Raw genomic sequence first — 17,661 nt, forward strand, 5'->3', positions numbered from 1 at the left:
TTTATCCTTTTGTCTCTAATACTAAAGTTTCAATTTCCTCAAACTTTTCTTCGCCAGCAAGAGTGATGACTTGTTCTGCGAGTAATTTTGCTTTCCATGTGGAAATTTCTGTCACCTTTTCTGCAACTTCCTTCATCAAAGGGAGAGCCGAACTCAAATCTCTGATCCCTAAACCAATGAGTACGGCAGTAAACATCGGATCACTTCCGATTTCCCCACAGATGCTAATAGGTTTTTTTTGAGAATTGGCAACGTCGACAATGTTTTTGAGTAAAAGTAAAAACACAACTTGCCACGGGTTGTATAAATCTCCCACCAAATGGTTGTTACGTTCAACAGCAAGTAAATATTGTAATAAATCATTTGTTCCAATACTATAAAAATCGACATGGTTTCCCAAAAAAGGTAAGTTTAAGGCGCATGCAGGAGTTTCGACCATTATACCCAGTGGAATTTTTTTAGTAATCACAAGTCCTTGGTTTTTTAATTCTTCCAGACATTCACTTATCAAAACTTTTGTTTGTAAAATTTCAGAACGAGTTGTGATCATCGGTAACATGATCCTCATGGTTCCAAATTCACTCGCACGAAGAAGGGCACGGAGTTGTTCCTTAAAAAAATGAGGGTGTCTTAATAAATAACGAATTCCTCTATTTCCGAGAAATGGATTTTCTTCTTCATATCCATTTTCCATTTTATCGGCTCCTATATCCCATACACGAAAGGTCACTGGGCGGCCTACCATCTTTAGTAAGATTCGTTTGTATACGGCAAACTGTTCTTCTTCTGTGGGTTTGAATTCGATATAACGGATGAATAAGATTTCTGTTCTGACAAGTCCAATCCCATCGGCTCCCTGCAAAAAGGCAGTATCTACTTCTTCTTCTGAATCGATATTCGCACGTAAGGTGAATTTTTTCCCATCTTTTGTTTTGAGTTCTTTCGGACCATCGCTGATTTCTCGTAAGGGAATTGTTTTTTTAATTTCACTTTTGATCCCTGCGAGTTTGATTTCATCAATGGCAGGGGAACGATTGAGGATACCTCTCGTTGCATCGAGTAAAATATAATCATCGTCTTCAACGTGTGAGGTGATGTTCTTAAGCCCAACAATTGTGGGAATTCCATAATTTCTTGCAATGATTGCCGTATGTCCTGTTTTCCCTCCGAAGTCAGTGGCAATCCCTCTTAACCTGCACTTGCCCAATTGGATCATTTCGGATGGTGTGATTTCTTTTGCGATGAGGATCACATCATCTGGAATTTTAGTTGGTTCTGCACCTTTCTCTGGGTACAAATTCGATTCAATCCGTTTGCCTATGTCGAGAAGGTGGTCTGCTCTTTCTCTGAAAAATTCATCAGGAATGGATTGGAATTCATCATACAAGGAACTCACGGCTGTTTCTAGTGCAAGTCCCGCCGACTCATTGTTTTGTGCAATTCGTTCAAAGACTCGAGCACGAAAGAGTGGATCGTTTAAAAAAACAATTTGGGATTCTAGTATTTCTGAAAGTTCGACATTCTGTTTGGATTTTTGTACAAGGTCAGCTAGGTCATCTTCCGTTTTCTGAAGCCCTTTTTTTAAGAGTTCAATTTCTTCTTTGATTTCATCAGGACTTAAGTCCGTACGATCTTCCCGTTTCCGTTTGGATTGTTTCCAACGAAATACCTTTCCGTAGACCGTTCCCGGGTAGGCAGAGATGCCTTTAAATGTGGTTTTTTCTTCCATCCGAACCTATGCCAAAAATACTTTTGGTTTGGTCTAGTTTGGAAAGTAAAAAAAGATCAGAACTACCGAGTTGCTTCTTTTTTAGAGAAAAGAGGAATCCGTTTGCTTTTGTACTGTGTGAGTTCGTTTCCTGTGACTTGGCTCATGATGCATTTCGCAAGCGAAATGTCGAGGGCGTGTCCTGCTTTGGAAGCGATGAGGTGACCTCTGAAGGGGCGACCCATGACTGCTAAATCTCCAACAAGGTCTAGGATTTTATGGCGAACACATTCATTGTCATAACGCAAATGGTCATTGAGGTAACCATCGTCAGTGAGAACCACTGCATTGTCGAGGGAACCTCCCATGGCAAGTCCTCTTGCTTGGAGGGCTTCCACATCTTTTAAAAACCCAAAGGTTCTCGCAGGGAGAATGTCTGTTCCTAAAATGGACTCGTCTAGGGTCGTTGTATAGGATTGTCCTCTTAAGAGTGGGTGGTTAAAATCGATGCTATAAGTGACCTTTAATTCATCTGAAGGGAGCATAACGAGGTATTTGTCCCCGTCAACCACCCAAATCGGGTTTGTGATGGTGATGGGTTCCACGGTTTCGTCAAGGACACGAATCCCTGCGGAACGAATTCCTTCCCAAAACGGAAGGGAAGATCCGTCCATAATCGGAACTTCTACGGAATCAATTTCAAAAATACAATCTGTAATGCCTAATGTGTGGACTGCTGCGAGTAAGTGTTCGATGGTTTGCACCCGATTGGAACCACCGTCCCCGATGGTAGTTGCGTTACTCGTGTCGACTACATGGTCTAGAGTTACGGGGATTCTGACTTTTTGGGTGCCTCGATAGAGATAAAAGATAAGTCCCGTATTTGCCTCGGCAGGATGGAGGCGAAGGGTCACCACTTTTCCAGAATGGACGCCAATTCCCTTGAGCGTAATCGAATTTTGGATCGTTTTTCTGTGGATTGCCGTTTGCATAATCAGTTCCTACATACAAAATTGTAGGAATCTGACCTCGGACAATACCAAAACCGAAACCGAAATCCAAAAAAATGTCTCTTTTTTACAACAGTGTGGTGGAATTGTGACGGCCCGAAACACCAGGATTTTACCCTAAATTTTGCTACAAAAGGGACCGTATTCTCCGTGTTAGTCCTTAAAAAGCACTGAGAGCAGAACGGATGAAACTTGTGACGGGGGCTTGTTCCCTTGTATCTTCCAATCCTTCCCTAAGTTCTTTCAGAACCACTTGGGCATCTCCCAAGGTCGTATTCACAGATTTATGAACATCACTTTCATTGATGAGTTTTCCCAGTGTTCCCTGACCTTCATTGATTTTTCCTGTGATATTCGCTATGTTTTGCACGGTTTTACGGATATCAGACCTGTTTTCTGCGATGAGTTCAGACAAAGAGACAAGCGGGTCTTGGGTGACTTTCCCTTGGATGGGAAGGAGTTTCCCCGATTTGGGAGAAATTTCAATCTTACTGAGTGGTTCTTCTGCCATCATGTATTCTTTGGTTTTGGGATCCACAGGGTATTTGGATCCTGGGTCAAGGGCAACCACACGACCAGAGAGTAAACTTTCGTTTTTGATTGTGATTTCGTAATTGGAAAAAAGTTGGACCTTACCTTTGAGGAGTAACGTGAGTTCTACCTTCGTTCCAATCCCCGTTTCTCCATCAGGCAATAAATTGCCCATTTCATCAATTTGTACCAAACGGATTTTAGAAACATACCCAAACGGAACACCGTGGATGGTGACCTTGTTTCCAATTTTAATCCCCTCTGCATCAGGGAAGTAAACAGGGAGTTGGTAACCTGACTTTTGGAACGGTCCACCTTCCGTTACAATCGTAAAATACCCAACGGCAACGAGTGAAAAAATGAATAAAAGACCAACAATGAGTGCGCGACCTATGGTAGGCATTCCCTAAATTTCTCCTAATTGTGTGAACAAAGTCAATTGGATTTTCCTTTTTTTAATTCGGAGTGGTCGAGTATCATCGGACCTACTGTATTTCCATGAATGAATTGTTGGATCACTGGATCTTTGGACACTTGGATCTCTTCAGGAGTTCCACAAAATTGGACTTTTCCTTCATATAAAAAACTGATGCGATCTGCAATTCGATACGCAGAATTCATATCATGGGTAACCACAATGGATGTGAGGCCTAACTCTTTTTGTAAACGAATCACAAGGTCGTTGATGACATTGGACATCACTGGGTCAAGGCCAGAGGTTGGTTCGTCATACATGACAATTTTTGGTTGGGATGTGAGAGCTCGTGCAAGCCCCACACGTTTTTTCATCCCACCAGAAATATTACTGGGAAGGGTATCTTTTGCCGGAACCAAATCCAACCATTGTAATTTTTCCATCACAATACGATCCAGTTCCACACCATCTGCGATTTTATGTTCTCGTAAGGGAAGGGCTACATTTTCATACACAGTAAGCCAATTGATAAGTGCCCCCGATTGGAAAAGAACACCTAACTTGGAACGTAACTCTTCTCGTTTTTTTTCATTCGCATGGACTATGGACTCTCCATAAATAAAACAATCTCCTTCATCTGGGTCAAGTAAACCTGTGATGTGTTTGAGACTTACCGATTTTCCCGTTCCAGAGGGTCCAAGGATCACCATTGTTTCTCCTTGTTTCACTTGTAAATTCATACCTCGGAGGATTTTACGTTTGCCGAAGGCTTTGTGCACATTTTTCATTTCGATGGCAAATGGTTCCATACTGTCCTTACTTATAGAAGAGGGCTGTTAACACATACCCTGAAAAAATCACCATGAGAAAGGAAGTGACTACCGCCTTCCTCGTTGTTTGGCCCACGCCAATGGCCCCACCTTCTGTACGAAGGCCTTGGCTACACGAAATGGTAGCAATGGAAATACCAAACACATAACCTTTCAAAAGACCAACATATAAATCTTTGAGTCCAGGCACTGATGAAATTCGGTAATAAACATCTTGGAAATAACTAATGATATCAATCCCTAATTGAAAATGTCCAACAATTCCACCACCTAATATTCCTAAGGCGGAAGAGTAAACGCATAGAACAGGAACCATAATGGAAAATCCAACTATCCTTGGCATCACAAGGTATCGGACTGGATTAATGGACATAACCTCTAAAGCATCAATTTCTTCAGATACTTTCATCGTTCCGATTTCGGCAGCCATAGCAGAACCAACAGACGCTGCAAGGATGAGGGATGTCATAAAGGGAGACATTTCCCTTGTTAAGGTGATTGTAAGGAGTAGTCCAATTTGTCCTTCTGCCCCGAAATCGCGGAGACCAAGTCCTGTGTTAATCCCAAGGATCATACCCGTAAAAACTGATACTATGGACACAACAAATAACGATCCAACTCCAGCGATAAACATTTGTTCTAAGATTTCACGGCGTTTGAAATACAAATGGTGGGATTGTCCAATGGCCCGAAATAATAACAATACAGTATAACCAATTGCATACAAAAGGGGTTCAATGGTTTTACGATACATTTGGATCATATTTTCCACCAAAAGAGTTTGTAATGATTTGTTTCTTCCCTTGTATCAATTCCAAAAAGTCCGTAGGCAAAATCATATGAAAATCCTGAATTGGTTTTTGAATATTCCATTATGATAGGGATATGGATATGAGTTTCATCTTGAGTCCAACGATGAGTGTACAATCTAGTAATCAAGTGCAATCGTTTTTCTCCATTAGATGACCTCTTATATTCAATGATAGAAAAAATTGGTTCCCAAACATCTTCCATCACTTCAAAACGAACGGGAATGATCGCGAGTGTATTCCACCCAAAATTCCCTTCCGGATCTTTGTGGTAACGAAAGAAAGGCCAAAGTTTCCAATAATAATCTTCCCTTCCTGTTTGGACGTATTCATTTTTCATATGGGAATAAAATGGTAAGATAAAATGAGAAGTTGATTTGAGATGAGAGGTATTCTGAGACAATCGGATATAAAATGGAGTGATAAATTCGGCTTCTTTGTTGGCAAAATAAGAATAACCATAAAATGGAAAAAACACAAGTTTCTCTGTATCTTTTTTGACTGAAGTTGTATATTGGAAAAAAATAAAGAGTGCTGTGTAATTCGTTTGTCCCGTTTTTTTGTCATAACCATACGAAAAAAGTGAGTTGAGCAAAGGAAACCAAAGAAAGGCATAACTTTTCATGTTCCCGTCGACAGAACTTTTTTGGTTGTAGAACGGAAAAAAAATCTGATACGAAGTTGGTTCCTTTTTATCTAACCTCTCCTCTCCCCATTGGAAAAAAGGCCATAGGACCGAATAACGTTTGTATTTACCTTCATGTGATTTCTTCGAATACAAAGGAAAGATCCGAAAGTCATCTCTTGTTTCCGAACCACCCCACATGACAAAAGGCCAACCAATTGACCTTGCTTTATATGTTTTATATCTCCACTCAGAATAGATGGGAAATAAAACATAATTTAGTTCTTGGTAAGAGAGTTTGTTTCTAATTTTTCCATACAGAGGGAAGACACTATAATAATTTTCTCTTTGTGATTCTCCTTTCCCCCATAAAAAAAGCGGAGTGAATAAAATGTCTTCGTCTTCATCACCTTCTTCATGTTTAAAACCAGTCCCACTAAAGAAAAATAAGGAAGACCAAGTGTACCAATAATTGGTTTCTTCTTTGTAATAAATGGGGGAAAGGTAACTATGAAATCGGAAGGCGTAAGTTTTGTCAGAGAAAGACATATAAAAAGGACGAATGGCAAAGAAGTTCTGTCTGCCCCTGGTTTCGCTTTCGTATAAAAACCAAAATTGAGAATAATTTGATTTGATATCTTCGGTAAAAGAATTTGGAATTTTTGCAAATAATGAGGAAGTAATAATGAAAAGAGAAAAAACAAATCCGAATTGAATTTTAAAGCGGGAATCCACGTAATTTCAATATCGTTCACTTTCATCTAAAGGAATCAAGTGATTTCATGCCAAAAATAAAAATCGCATTACTTTTCGGAGGGGTCTCTGGAGAACATATCATATCCATTCGTTCCTCAGCTTTTATATTCGCTACAATTGATAGGGAAAAATACGACGTATGCCCCATTTACATTGACATGAGCGGAAAATTTTGGATCCCAACGATAACAGATCCAAATTACCCTGACCCAACGGGAAAATCTGAAACTGAATTTTCACAAGAATTTAACAAGTCCAATCAAATTGAAACCTCGAGTGATCCGAGTCAATTAGGGAAACATGGGTTTACTTCCGCCTTCCTCGGATTACACGGAGGAGCGGGCGAAGATGGTAGAATCCAAGGATTTTTGGACACGATGGGCATTCCTCACACAGGGTCTGGTGTACTGGCATCAGCCCTTGCGATGGATAAATTTAGAGCGAATTTACTCTTCCAATCGATAGGAATCCCAGTTGCTCCATTTTTGGAATTGGACCGAGTTCAATCTGATCCCAGAAAAGTTCTATTAAATTTACCATTTTCGTATCCCGTTTTCATTAAGCCCACGTTAGGTGGATCAAGTGTCAATACAGGAATGGCAAAAACACCTGAAGAAGCAATTACCCTCGTAGATAAAATATTTGTATCGGAAGACCGTGTCCTCGTTCAAAAATTGGTATCTGGAACAGAAGTTTCAATTGGTGTTTTAGAAAAACCAGAAGGGAAAAAGCGAAATGCATTTTCACTTGTTCCAACAGAGATCAGACCCAAGTCGGAATTTTTTGATTTTGAAGCAAAATACACAAAAGGCGCAAGTGAAGAAATCACTCCGGCACCTGTTGGTGAAAAAATAACGCAAACATTACAAGATTACAGTTTAAAATGCCATGTGATCTTGGGCTGTAAGGGTTATTCCAGAACTGATTTTATCATCTCAGACGGTATTCCCTATGTATTGGAAACGAATACTTTACCAGGTATGACTGGCACAAGTCTAATCCCACAACAAGCAAAAGCCTTGGGAATCGATATGAAACAAGTGTTTACGTGGTTACTTGAGATTTCTCTTTTTTAGGGAAACAATAAATACCAAAAAGAATGGCGATGAGACTGGCGATTGTTCCATAAAAATGGTTTGTCATATCATCCCCATAGACTTCCAAGATAAGCCAAGTAACGATACCAACAAACAATGAAAACAGAGCAGAACGTTCATCTGCTCTTTTGCTTAAAAGACCAAATACCATGGGAATGAATAGGGTAACAAGAGAGATCCCACCCGAATCTTCGACTAGTGCATAAATCGAAGGTTTTCCCACTGCGAGTAAAAATGATATCCCTGCAATGATGAGAACCGATACCCGTGAGAGTAAAAGGAGTTTTTTATCGTTCATATCTTTGAATGCATATTTTAGAATATTCTCAGATAATATAGAAGAGGGAGCGAGAATTGCACCCGAAGCTGTTGATAAAATAGCAGAAATTAATGCTGAAAAAAATAAAACCTGAATCCAAGGACTAGAAAATTTTGAGATCATAGTTGGGATCAGAAGTTGCCCAGTCTCTGAATTTAAATCAAATTCTGGAATTAGACTTTTTGCATGGAGTCCTAATAAGAGAGGGATCATTGCAAATAACAAGTACAATACGGAAGATAAATAAGATGCACGTATGGCTACCTTTTCTGATTTAGCAGACATCACTCTTTGGAAAATATCTTGTTGGGGTAAGGAACCAAAACCAACAACCATCCAAGCCGAAAGATACAAAGTCCAGGCATGGTAATTGGATTCAGGAAAAAATTGAAAAAAACCATCTGGTTTTTCTGAGATAGATGTCCAGATAGGTTTAATTCCATTCAATTCAATGATCACAACGACGAGACCTATGATGATGGATATGGATTGAAAAAAATCGGTTAAGGAAACAGACCACATCCCACCTAAATACGTGTAAAAAACAACAAGGCATGCTCCAATGACAATGGCTGTAAACTGGTTCATCCCAAATAAAATTTGTACCATAATTCCGAGTGCAACAAATTGAGCAGCTACCCAACCAAAATAGGAAAAGATTAAACAAATACCTGCAATGAATTCCATTTTTTTACCATAACGGTTTTTATAAAAATCACCAAAGGTAAGGATTTGCATTCGGTAAAGGTATTTAGCAAACACCAATCCAAGTAAAAATAAACAAAGAGCACCACCAAACGGATCTTGGATTACGGATAAAAATCCACCTTTTGCAAATTCGACAGAGGAACCAAGAATCGTTTCACTACCAAACCAAGTGGCAAATAATGCTGCTGTTGAAATGGGTAAGGGTAAACTTCTACCTGCAAGGATAAAGTCTTTTGAATTTTTTACTTTTTTTGCTGCATACACCCCAATCCCGATTGTCACAAGGAGGTAAGCTAAAATAAAAATGGCTTGGAAATTCATTCTTTAAAATAAATCTTCTTCCGCTTTATTAGAAGTTGTCTCTTCCTTCTTTTTTTTCACAGTTGATTTCACTACTTCACCATTGGGAGCTTTGGTTAAAAATTCAATTTTAGCTTCTGCATCTACCAAACGTTCTGAACATATTTTTTTCAGTTCCATTCCACGTTCATATGCCTTGATTGAATCTTCTAAAGACAAAGTTCCACGTTCTAATTTTTCTGCAATGTCTTCCAATTCACGGATTGCTTCTTCAAAACTGATTGTTTTTTTTTCTACCATCGTTTGGTCCTATTTTATTTCTTTTACTTCCACTTGGAGTTTGCCATCGAATAAAAAAACTTCCAATGATTCTTTTTCTTTAATTTGTGTGATGGAAGAGATCACTTGTTTGTTTGTATTACGAAGAACCGAAAATCCTCTTTTGAGTGTACCTAATGGAGAAAAGTGATCTAATCGTTGTTCTGCGAGTTTGTATTTTGTTTTGACTCTTTCTAGATGGGATTTCCAAGTTTGTTGGAAAGAATCAAATTTTTGGAATTCACTTTGTTTTTTGACAAGGTAGTTTTTACCTAGTAGAGAAATTTTGGTTAATAATTCATCCAAATGATTTTGCCTAGGTTCTAACACCGCTTTTGGGTTTTGGAAAACCACTCTACTTGTTACACCTGACCACTTTTCTTTTCCGATCCTTATAACACCTGTCAGAGCGGAACGTAATCGGTCTTCCATTTCATCCAAACGGATGAGAGTATCAGACACATTGGGTATTGCTAATTTTGCAGCTGCAGTAGGAGTAGGTGTCGTTGCATCTGCTGCTAAATCCGTAAGAACTCGGTCAATTTCGTGTCCTACCGCAGAAATAATGGGAATCCGTGAATGGTAATACGCCATCACAACTGCTTCTTGGTTAAATGCCATTAAGTCCTCAAAGGATCCTCCACCACGCCCTGCAATGATCACATCTACTTCCCATTTTGGATCATTAATTTCTTTAATGGCTTCAATGATTGAATTTTCTGCACCATCTCCTTGGACAAGGCATGGAGATACTAAAATTTGAATGGAAGGATTGAGGTCTGTTGCAATGCGTATGATGTCTTCTACAGCAGCTCCCTTAGGTGAGGTAACAATTCCCAATCGTTTTGGAAATTTAGGTAACGGTCGTTTGTGGGAAACGTCAAATATCCCTTTTTCTGCTAACAATTTTTTTAATTTTTCGATTTTAAGGAGGATATCACCTTCCCCAAGTTCTTCAATTTTTTGGACCGTGATGCTATAATAACCACCTGGTTCATAAACAGAAACAGAACCATATACTAAGATTTCCATTCCGTTTCGTAAGGGAGTTCCTTTATAGTTTTTGGCTTGGAAGGAAAAAAACGCACATTTAATCACACTTGTTGTATCTTTTAAGGAAAAATACATATGACCGGAACTATTGGTTTGGCTGAAATTGGAAATTTCTCCTCGAATCCAAAAGTTCTTAAATTCAGGAGAGTCTTGTAATTTCGCCTTGATACGGCGATTGACTTCACTGACTGAAAGGGAAGAATCAGCTGTTTCCATTTACGTTGTTTGGAATCGAGTTTCTCGAAATATTTTCCAAAAATCCCATAAGATGATTACGAGAGTTAATGCCATTGGCCCAATGATGATTCCTGCAACACCAAACTCTTGTAAACCGCCAATAAGGGAAAGGAAAATTAAAAATGGGTGAGTTTTGAGTTTTTTATCAAGGAGTTTTGGTTTTACAAAGTTTTCTAAAATGAGATAACTTGCCCCACCTGCAATCATAAAAAGTACACTACCTGTCCAATTTTCTTGGACAAGTCCAATATAAAGTCCAATGGGAAACCAAACCACGGATGTACCAACGACAGGTATGAGAGAAAAAATAGTAGCGATACTGGAAAGTAAAAACTTGTTTGATACAGATGTAAAAAGTAAAAGAATATAAATCAATGCACCTTGTAAAAGTGAGATGAATAAATTCCCCATCATAACTGTTCGTATGGCTTCTTCGATCCTACGTCCAAGCCTTTCTTCTATTTCTGTGGGGAAAGGTAAAAGTAAAAACAACCCATGTTCCATTCGGCTTCCTTCTTTGTAGAGAAAGAAGAGTAAGATGAATGTAAAAAATCCGTTAAAGATGATGGCTCCAGGAACCTCAAATGACCCAAGTAAAAAACCAGAAGAATTTTTTAATAAACTATAAATGGAATCTAAATTGAGAATGTCCATGTGTTGTCCCACGTATTCGCGGTAAAGAATCGGAAGTTTGATCCAAAAAAATTCATTCTCGGTAAAAAAGTCTGTCAACATCGGACTATTGAGTAAAAGCGAAACAACCGATTCTTCTGTGAGTTGGTTTCTTACATAACTGACTAAATTTAAAGATTCACGGATGAGCGTTGATACGATTAAATAAGAAGGAATAAACACACAAGCGAGCATCAGAATGACCATGATATAGGGAGATAGGCCATGAAATTTAACACCCAATACATTCTTTAATCGTTTGTGAAGTTTTCTTGTGGTTAAATAAAACAATAAGGCTAAAAAACTGGACCATAAAAATGGTTTGAATACAAAAAACAACGTAAAACAGGTAGCGAGAAAAATCCCTGCTAACAGAATGTAGACGATCGTTTCGTTTTTATTTTTGATCCAATTCATGATTAATAGGTAGAGTGTTTTTTAAAGTAAAAACGAATTTGGTTGTTTGATTCATTTTTAGTTAGATAAATCGATAATGATTTTTTAATAAACCCTTCCAAAAGATAGGAAACTTCTGTTTCATTCACATTTTTTTCGATGAGTTTCCAATCACCTTGGTTCACTCGGTAATCAATCCGTTTTTGGATTTCTTCCCATGACTCGGGAGTTTCCAACAGTAAAAAAGCTTCTTTTGTATGGATGTGACTGGTTTTGAATTCACTTGATTGAAGGAAGGTAGATTTTTCTGGAAAAAAAGACTGTGGGAAAGCGGGGGGTGGGTTTGTAGGGAATTTTGTCACGATGATTTGGTCAAACCGGTAGGTCTCCGTTTGTTTGTTCGGAGTACATTGCCAAAACACAAGGAGTGAAAAGAGAAAAAATCGAAGCATTAGGGAAAGCAAATGTCCTAGTATTGATTCCTTCCATTCATTTTTTAAAATCTTTGTTGCCTATCCCAAGAAAGGTTTATCCTTCTTCTTGTGTTAGAATCCATCCCGTTCGAAGCCATAATGAAAGAAATTCTCGAATTACCACCACTATTCCTTTGGGGTTTTTTCTGTTTTTCGAACTTTCTGGAGAATATTTTCCCACCCTGGCCGGGTGATACAATCACAGTCTTTTCGGGTTTTATATCCTCTGCACCCAACTCTCCAGTCTCCTTTGTTTCCGTTGTCATCGCAACGTTTTTAGGGAATCTTTTTGGGGGCCTCGTGATGTATTATTTTGGGGAATCGTTTTTGAAATTTCTGAAACGAACAAGGATCCCTTTTTTATCCAACCTATACCATGAAGAAAGTTTGCATAAGACTTTGGTATGGTTTCGAAAATACGAAAATGTAGTGGTTTTACTTTCAAGGTTTTCAGCAGGGATTCGTTTTTTTGTTTCGATCGTCGCAGGAATGTCCAAAATGAACATCATTAAATTTGTAATCCTCTATTCTGTTGCCGTTTCGTTATGGTGTGGGTTACTTTTATTCGGTGGAAGTTTCCTCGGTTCGAATTGGAACCAAATCATTGTTATACTATCATTCTACAATCGAACGATTCTTGCTATCCTTCTCGTTATTTTTTTATACTTCCTTTACCAAATGTTTGGGAAATCAAATACGAAGTTGACATGATTTGGATATATGTTAGGGTTTTCATCCATGGATTCTTGGGGAAACATAGCGTTTGATTTTTATACTTTCGGCTCTCTCGTCGGAGTGATCTTTACTTTTTACAATGCACAATTATTTCTAACGGTCAAAGAGAAATCAGAAGCCACCTACAACTTAGGAATGGGAACACTTTGGCTGGGTTTATTTCATTTCGGATACTTGATCAACTTTTCCTTTATGGGCCCAGCATCAGCCTATATGCGATGGTTTGTGATCATAGGTGCGATGGCTGGTTCTGTTTATCTCACTGGATTTTTCTTAAGTTATCCTGAAATTTATTTCCCAAGGCTTAAAAAAGCAATTTTTTGGATCTTAAGTAGTGTGGTTGTACTTGTGACTGCATTTTTTGTGTACATCAGTTTGTCAGCTGGTAGATTGTTTTTTTTCAGTGGCCATTATTGGGATTTCCCAGTTCCTATTTTTTATAAAGCATATGCAGTTATCGTTTTAGTCTTTTTTGTTTCCTTTACCATTGTCGCCATCCTGCAATTATTCAAAATGCCAAAAGAATCAAAGTTCACTTTGATTAGCATTCTGATCTCCTTCGTCCTCATTACAATGATTCCTGGTTTTTTGAATGTGTTGTCAAGAGATGGGGCGATTGGAAGGGGTTTGTATCAAACGATTACTGACCTTGTTTTGGTTGTTGGTTTATTTGTTGCCAATGTTGTTTATATCAATAATACAAAAGACAAAACAACTATTTTATCAAGAATCATCGGTATTTCGTTAGCTTCGTTTTTATTGATATTACAACTTGTTGCTTATTCTGTGATCCAACAAACAGAATCTAACTATGATTTGGTGCATACTGCAAGGGCAAAAAATTATATTGCGGGATTGGAAACTGACCAAGTTCCAAGTTTCCATTATTCCTATGATATCCAAAACAGATCTTTTGTCACACACAAAGGATTAGAAGAAACCAAAGTGGAACCAAACGGATATGAAGCTGAGTTTTACAATGTGTGGGCCTTGGAGATGATCTTATCTTTGGAGAAAAGTGAAAATTGGAAATCAAAAGTAAATGAATTATTACTCCGATTGCCAGAAACCAGTAAAGGTTATTCGAATGAAATCAAACGATTGCTAAAAGAGGATAGAATCTCCTCTCCCAAAGAATTAATTTCAGAAATTGAATCTGAAAAACGTAAAATTTTATACACACGTAATAAACTGAGAGAAATTCCTGTTTCCAATTTTACAGAAAAAGCATCTGGTCTTGTCAAAAACGAAGAGGGGGCACTCTCTGGATTTTACGCCGAGGCAAGGAAAATTCTCACTTCTGATCGATCAGAAGAATTAAAATCCAAGACTTTAGACCAAATGTTTTCACCCATGCCTAACCATGGCGAAAGAAACTATCGTGGCCAAGTGAAGTTTGATACAAAAACCCCCGATTTTTCATTTTATGTAAGTTACCTGATCGTTGATAAAAAAAATGAAATCGTTCATGAGGTTGGTTATCCCTACACAGATTACAGAAGTTTCCAACACGAAGTGACTTTGCCTTGGATCATCGGATTACTTGCTCTTGCCGTACTTGTGATTTTGGGATATCGATTGTTTTTTCTCATCGCCCTCATTCGACCAGTGGAACAAATCATTGAAGGATTAACGGAGGTTAACTCTGGAAATTTGGAATACCGGTTAACGGTGCATGTTGAAGATGATATCGGATTTATGGCGAGGTCGTTTAACCGGATGGTGCGTTCGATCCAAGCTGCTCGTAAAAAATTGCAACAGTATGCGGAACAGCTGGAAGAAAAAGTACAAGAACGCACAAGAGAATTAGAAAATACACTAAAGGAAGTTCAATCCTTAAAACACCAACAGGATGGAGACTATTTTCTAACTTCTCTCTTATTACAACCATTTCATACCAATCATGCAAAACACCAAAATGTACGTGTGGACTTTTTATTAGAACAAAAGAAAAAATTCACATTCAAACAATATGAAAAGGAGATTGGTGGTGACCTCAATATTGCCAATCAGATCGTACTCAACAATCGTTCTTACACGGTATTTTTAAATGCAGATGCGATGGGTAAATCGATGCAAGGTGCTGGTGGAGCCCTTGTCCTAGGTTCTGTTTTTGAATCCATTATCACAAGAACCCAACTTTTAAGTGAAGCCAGAAATACGTATCCAGAACGTTGGATCAAAAATACATTTTTAGAACTTCATAAGATTTTTGAAGGATTTGACGGTTCAATGCTTGTGTCACTTGTGTTAGGTGTTGTGGACAATGAAACAGGATTACTATATTTTATCAATGCCGAACACCCATGGATTGTTTTGTATAGAGATGGAATCGCCAGTTTTATCGAAAACGAATTGATGTTCCGAAAATTGGGAACATCAGGTGTCCAAGGGAATTTATACATCAAAACATTCCAATTGGAAGCGGGTGATATCTTGATTGCTGGTTCGGATGGACGTGATGATTTATTAATTTCGCATACGGAAGATGGAAAACGTGTCATCAATGAAGATGAAAAACTATTTCTTAAGATGGTAGAAGCGGGAAAAGGGGAACTTGATTTAATTTATGATGAAATGGCGAAATTTGGAGCTTTGACTGACGACTTATCGATGTTACGTGTTTCTTTCATTGAAGAAAAAGAACGTTATAAAATTGAAAAAGATAAATTAAAAGAAATCCAATCATTACTTGCAAAAGCCAAAGAAGCAAGTGATTCTTCAGATTTGCAGGAAGCGGTTACCTATTTAGAAAAAGCACATTCCTTAGAGGAAAACATTCCAGAAATTAAAAAGAAGTTCATTCAGTTGTATTTGAGACTAAAAGACTATGGGAATGCTAAAAAAATGGCTAAAGACTATAGTTTACTTCGGCCAATGGACACAGAGATCATGTACATCACTGCATTTTGTGCAAGGAAAGTAGCAGATATCAAAACTGCCATTGATTTTGGAGAAAGGGTGCGACTCCGTGATCCAAATCATGTCAAAAACCTAATCAATTTGGGACAAACCTACTTAGCCGATAAAAATTATGGGAGAGCTGAAAATATACTGAGTTCTGCTCTCGAACTTGATCCTGAAAATCCAAGTTTGGTTCGGCTCATTGAACACATTCGGAAAAAACAATTAAAACAAGAAGAAACCCATTAGAGTCTAATCATTTGAGTGGATGAAACAATTAAGATAGGAATATCCCATAGTTTTTTTGAGTTCAAAAAGGAAGAGTGGAACGAACTGGTTCCTAGTGATTCTCTCTTCCAAGAATTTGAATTTTTGTCTGGATTGGAAGAAACAGGGTGCATTGGGAAATCAGATTGGAAACCGGTTATTGTTTCTGCCAGGTTAGAAGGAAAACTTCTGGGTCTTATCCCCAGTTATTTACGGAAAGATTCCTATGGGGAATATATCTTTGATTTCCAATGGGCGAATGCCTTCCATAGGGCGGGTATACCTTACTACCCGAAACTCACAGTCGCTGTTCCCTTCACTCCCGTAACAGGATCTAGGATTTTATTCCATCCAAATTTGACCGAAACAGAAAAAGATTCGTTAGGCCAGAATCTCTTATTGGCTTTAAAAGAATTTGGAGAGAGTGAAGGTGTTTCTTCGATTCACATTTTATTTTGTAAGGACAAAGAACAAACAGTTTCTCAGAACACTGGGTTTCACCCCCGTTTGTCCCACCAATACCATTGGTTCAATCGTGGGTTTTCAAATTTTGAAGAATTTTTGTCTACCTTGGTCAAGGAGAGGCGTAAGTCCATTCGCAGTGAACGTAAGAAAATATTAGAAACAGGACTACAAATCCAAACACTCACTGGGGAACTCATTCAGGAAGAACATGCAAATCTTTTTTATGAATTTTATCAGGACACCCACACTAAAAAATGGGGGCAGGCTTACTTAAACCGAAAGTTCTTTTTAAAGATGGTGGAATCCTTCCGCCATAGATTACTCCTTGTCCTTGCTTCTAAACCAAATGGAGATCCAGTCGGTGGTACTTGGAATTTATACCGAGATGGATTTTTGTATGGAAGGTATTGGGGGGCATTGGAACACATTCCCAATTTACATTTTGAATGTTGTTATTACCGATTGATCGATTATGCAATTGAACACAAAATGGAAAGAGTTGAAGCAGGGGCCCAAGGGGAACATAAATTCCTGAGAGGGTATGAAACAGTTCCCATGTACAGTTCTCATTTTATATACAATGAACAAGGTAGAAGTGCCATAGAATCCTATTTAGAAAAAGAGATCAAAATGGAAAGGGAGAATATTGAAGCATATAATGCACATTCACCTATCAAAGCCTTGAGGGAGGGGTAATGTCTGAAACCAAAAGAAAGTCATATACCGATTTTAACGTCGAATTACTTGAAAAAGAAAAACAGAAAAAACATTTCAAAAAACCAAATCGATTTAAAGTGATTTTAATCAACGATGATTATACACCTCAAGAATTTGTTGTCTATGTTTTAGCAGTTGTTTTTCGGAAATCAATGGAAGAGTCACGACAAATTATGTGGAAGGCACATACAGAAGGGTCTGCTGTTTGTGGGGTGTATTCATTAGACATTGCACGCACAAAAGTAGAGGAAGTACATAAGTTAGCTGATGAGGCTGGTCACCCCTTACAATGCCAATTGGCAAAAGAGGAATAAAT

16 protein-coding genes are annotated in these 17,661 nt (G+C 38.2%); 5 read left to right on the plus strand and 11 right to left on the minus strand.

Going from position 1 to position 17,661, the window contains the following annotated elements; genetic code table 11:
• Position 1: 1 nt before the first annotated feature.
• The 6 genes from ptsP to CH354_RS07870 form a co-directional block, all read right to left on the minus strand.
• Positions 2 to 1,729 carry a phosphoenolpyruvate--protein phosphotransferase gene (ptsP, locus tag CH354_RS07845; protein ID WP_100729011.1) on the minus strand — a complete coding sequence of 576 codons (1,728 nt, stop codon included), beginning with the start codon at positions 1,727 to 1,729 and terminating at the stop codon, positions 2 to 4.
• Positions 1,730 to 1,791: 62 nt separating this feature from the next.
• The gene (gene lpxC / locus CH354_RS07850; protein ID WP_100728020.1) at positions 1,792 to 2,700 is read right to left on the minus strand and encodes a UDP-3-O-acyl-N-acetylglucosamine deacetylase; all 909 of its coding nucleotides are present in this window, start codon (positions 2,698 to 2,700) and stop codon (positions 1,792 to 1,794) included.
• A gap of 178 nt (positions 2,701 to 2,878) precedes the next feature.
• Positions 2,879 to 3,652, minus strand: coding sequence for a mammalian cell entry protein Mce (gene mce / locus CH354_RS07855; protein WP_100728021.1), 774 nt, complete (start codon positions 3,650 to 3,652; stop codon positions 2,879 to 2,881).
• A 32-nt stretch (positions 3,653 to 3,684) separates the two neighbouring features.
• Positions 3,685 to 4,473 (minus strand): ABC transporter ATP-binding protein, encoded by a 789-nt coding sequence (locus CH354_RS07860; protein ID WP_100728022.1) that lies wholly within the window; start codon positions 4,471 to 4,473, stop codon positions 3,685 to 3,687.
• Between the two features lie 7 nt (positions 4,474 to 4,480).
• Positions 4,481 to 5,257, minus strand: coding sequence for an MlaE family ABC transporter permease (locus CH354_RS07865; protein ID WP_100728023.1), 777 nt, complete (start codon positions 5,255 to 5,257; stop codon positions 4,481 to 4,483).
• The gene (locus tag CH354_RS07870) at positions 5,254 to 6,663 is read right to left on the minus strand and encodes a hypothetical protein (RefSeq protein WP_100728024.1); all 1,410 of its coding nucleotides are present in this window, start codon (positions 6,661 to 6,663) and stop codon (positions 5,254 to 5,256) included. The genes CH354_RS07865 and CH354_RS07870 overlap by 4 nt, the downstream gene beginning before the upstream one ends.
• A gap of 47 nt (positions 6,664 to 6,710) precedes the next feature.
• On the opposite strand from CH354_RS07870, the gene CH354_RS07875 reads away from it, so the two are divergent.
• Positions 6,711 to 7,760: a D-alanine--D-alanine ligase gene (locus CH354_RS07875; RefSeq protein WP_100728025.1), complete on the plus strand. Its 1,050-nt coding sequence runs from the start codon at positions 6,711 to 6,713 to the stop codon at positions 7,758 to 7,760.
• On the opposite strand, the gene CH354_RS07880 is transcribed toward CH354_RS07875, so the two are convergent.
• From CH354_RS07880 to CH354_RS07900, 5 genes are read right to left on the minus strand one after another with little or no spacing between them, the layout of a single operon-like run.
• Positions 7,729 to 9,129 (minus strand): high affinity choline transporter 1, encoded by a 1,401-nt coding sequence (locus CH354_RS07880; protein WP_100728026.1) that lies wholly within the window; start codon positions 9,127 to 9,129, stop codon positions 7,729 to 7,731. The two genes, CH354_RS07875 and CH354_RS07880, sit on opposite strands and share 32 nt — an antisense overlap.
• Before the next feature lie 3 nt (positions 9,130 to 9,132).
• Positions 9,133 to 9,408 carry an exodeoxyribonuclease VII small subunit gene (locus tag CH354_RS07885; protein ID WP_100728027.1) on the minus strand — a complete coding sequence of 92 codons (276 nt, stop codon included), beginning with the start codon at positions 9,406 to 9,408 and terminating at the stop codon, positions 9,133 to 9,135.
• Positions 9,409 to 9,417: 9 nt separating this feature from the next.
• A complete protein-coding gene (gene xseA / locus CH354_RS07890; protein WP_100728028.1) occupies positions 9,418 to 10,695 on the minus strand; it encodes an exodeoxyribonuclease VII large subunit in 1,278 nt (425 codons plus the stop codon).
• Entirely contained in the window at positions 10,696 to 11,805 is a 1,110-nt protein-coding gene (locus tag CH354_RS07895; protein WP_100728029.1) for an AI-2E family transporter, read from the minus strand.
• A 2-nt stretch (positions 11,806 to 11,807) separates the two neighbouring features.
• Positions 11,808 to 12,236, minus strand: a complete 429-nt coding sequence (locus tag CH354_RS07900; RefSeq protein WP_165780377.1) for a hypothetical protein — start codon at positions 12,234 to 12,236, stop codon at positions 11,808 to 11,810.
• Between the two features lie 120 nt (positions 12,237 to 12,356).
• Between CH354_RS07900 and CH354_RS07905 the strand changes: the two genes are divergently transcribed.
• From CH354_RS07905 to clpS, 4 genes are read left to right on the plus strand one after another with little or no spacing between them, the layout of a single operon-like run.
• A complete protein-coding gene (locus tag CH354_RS07905) occupies positions 12,357 to 12,968 on the plus strand; it encodes a DedA family protein (protein WP_165780378.1) in 612 nt (203 codons plus the stop codon).
• 27 nt (positions 12,969 to 12,995) lie between these two features.
• Positions 12,996 to 16,145 (plus strand): SpoIIE family protein phosphatase, encoded by a 3,150-nt coding sequence (locus CH354_RS07910; RefSeq protein ID WP_100766472.1) that lies wholly within the window; start codon positions 12,996 to 12,998, stop codon positions 16,143 to 16,145.
• Between the two features lie 15 nt (positions 16,146 to 16,160).
• On the plus strand, positions 16,161 to 17,324 hold the full coding sequence (locus tag CH354_RS07915) for a GNAT family N-acetyltransferase (RefSeq protein ID WP_100728032.1): 1,164 nt from the start codon (positions 16,161 to 16,163) through the stop codon (positions 17,322 to 17,324).
• Positions 17,324 to 17,659 carry an ATP-dependent Clp protease adapter ClpS gene (gene clpS, locus CH354_RS07920; RefSeq protein ID WP_100766393.1) on the plus strand — a complete coding sequence of 112 codons (336 nt, stop codon included), beginning with the start codon at positions 17,324 to 17,326 and terminating at the stop codon, positions 17,657 to 17,659. The genes CH354_RS07915 and clpS overlap by 1 nt, the downstream gene beginning before the upstream one ends.
• Positions 17,660 to 17,661 lie beyond the last annotated feature (2 nt).

It is taken from the genome of Leptospira levettii (assembly GCF_002812085.1).
Classification (GTDB): Bacteria; Spirochaetota; Leptospiria; order Leptospirales; family Leptospiraceae; genus Leptospira_A; species Leptospira_A levettii.

Bases quoted from the DNA above. Each gene is read 5' to 3' on its own strand.
- ptsP (WP_100729011.1), bottom strand. From the start codon at position 1,729: ATGGAAGAAAAAACCACATTTAAAGGCATCTCTGCCTACCCGGGAACG.
- lpxC (WP_100728020.1), bottom strand. From the start codon at position 2,700: ATGCAAACGGCAATCCACAGAAAAACGATCCAAAATTCGATTACGCTC.
- mce (WP_100728021.1), bottom strand. From the start codon at position 3,652: ATGCCTACCATAGGTCGCGCACTCATTGTTGGTCTTTTATTCATTTTT.
- CH354_RS07860 (WP_100728022.1), bottom strand. From the start codon at position 4,473: ATGGAACCATTTGCCATCGAAATGAAAAATGTGCACAAAGCCTTCGGC.
- CH354_RS07865 (WP_100728023.1), bottom strand. From the start codon at position 5,257: ATGATCCAAATGTATCGTAAAACCATTGAACCCCTTTTGTATGCAATT.
- CH354_RS07875 (WP_100728025.1), top strand. From the start codon at position 6,711: ATGCCAAAAATAAAAATCGCATTACTTTTCGGAGGGGTCTCTGGAGAA.
- CH354_RS07880 (WP_100728026.1), bottom strand. From the start codon at position 9,129: ATGAATTTCCAAGCCATTTTTATTTTAGCTTACCTCCTTGTGACAATC.
- CH354_RS07885 (WP_100728027.1), bottom strand. From the start codon at position 9,408: ATGGTAGAAAAAAAAACAATCAGTTTTGAAGAAGCAATCCGTGAATTG.
- xseA (WP_100728028.1), bottom strand. From the start codon at position 10,695: ATGGAAACAGCTGATTCTTCCCTTTCAGTCAGTGAAGTCAATCGCCGT.
- CH354_RS07895 (WP_100728029.1), bottom strand. From the start codon at position 11,805: ATGAATTGGATCAAAAATAAAAACGAAACGATCGTCTACATTCTGTTA.
- CH354_RS07900 (WP_165780377.1), bottom strand. From the start codon at position 12,236: ATGCTTCGATTTTTTCTCTTTTCACTCCTTGTGTTTTGGCAATGTACT.
- CH354_RS07905 (WP_165780378.1), top strand. From the start codon at position 12,357: ATGAAAGAAATTCTCGAATTACCACCACTATTCCTTTGGGGTTTTTTC.
- CH354_RS07910 (WP_100766472.1), top strand. From the start codon at position 12,996: ATGGATTCTTGGGGAAACATAGCGTTTGATTTTTATACTTTCGGCTCT.
- clpS (WP_100766393.1), top strand. From the start codon at position 17,324: ATGTCTGAAACCAAAAGAAAGTCATATACCGATTTTAACGTCGAATTA.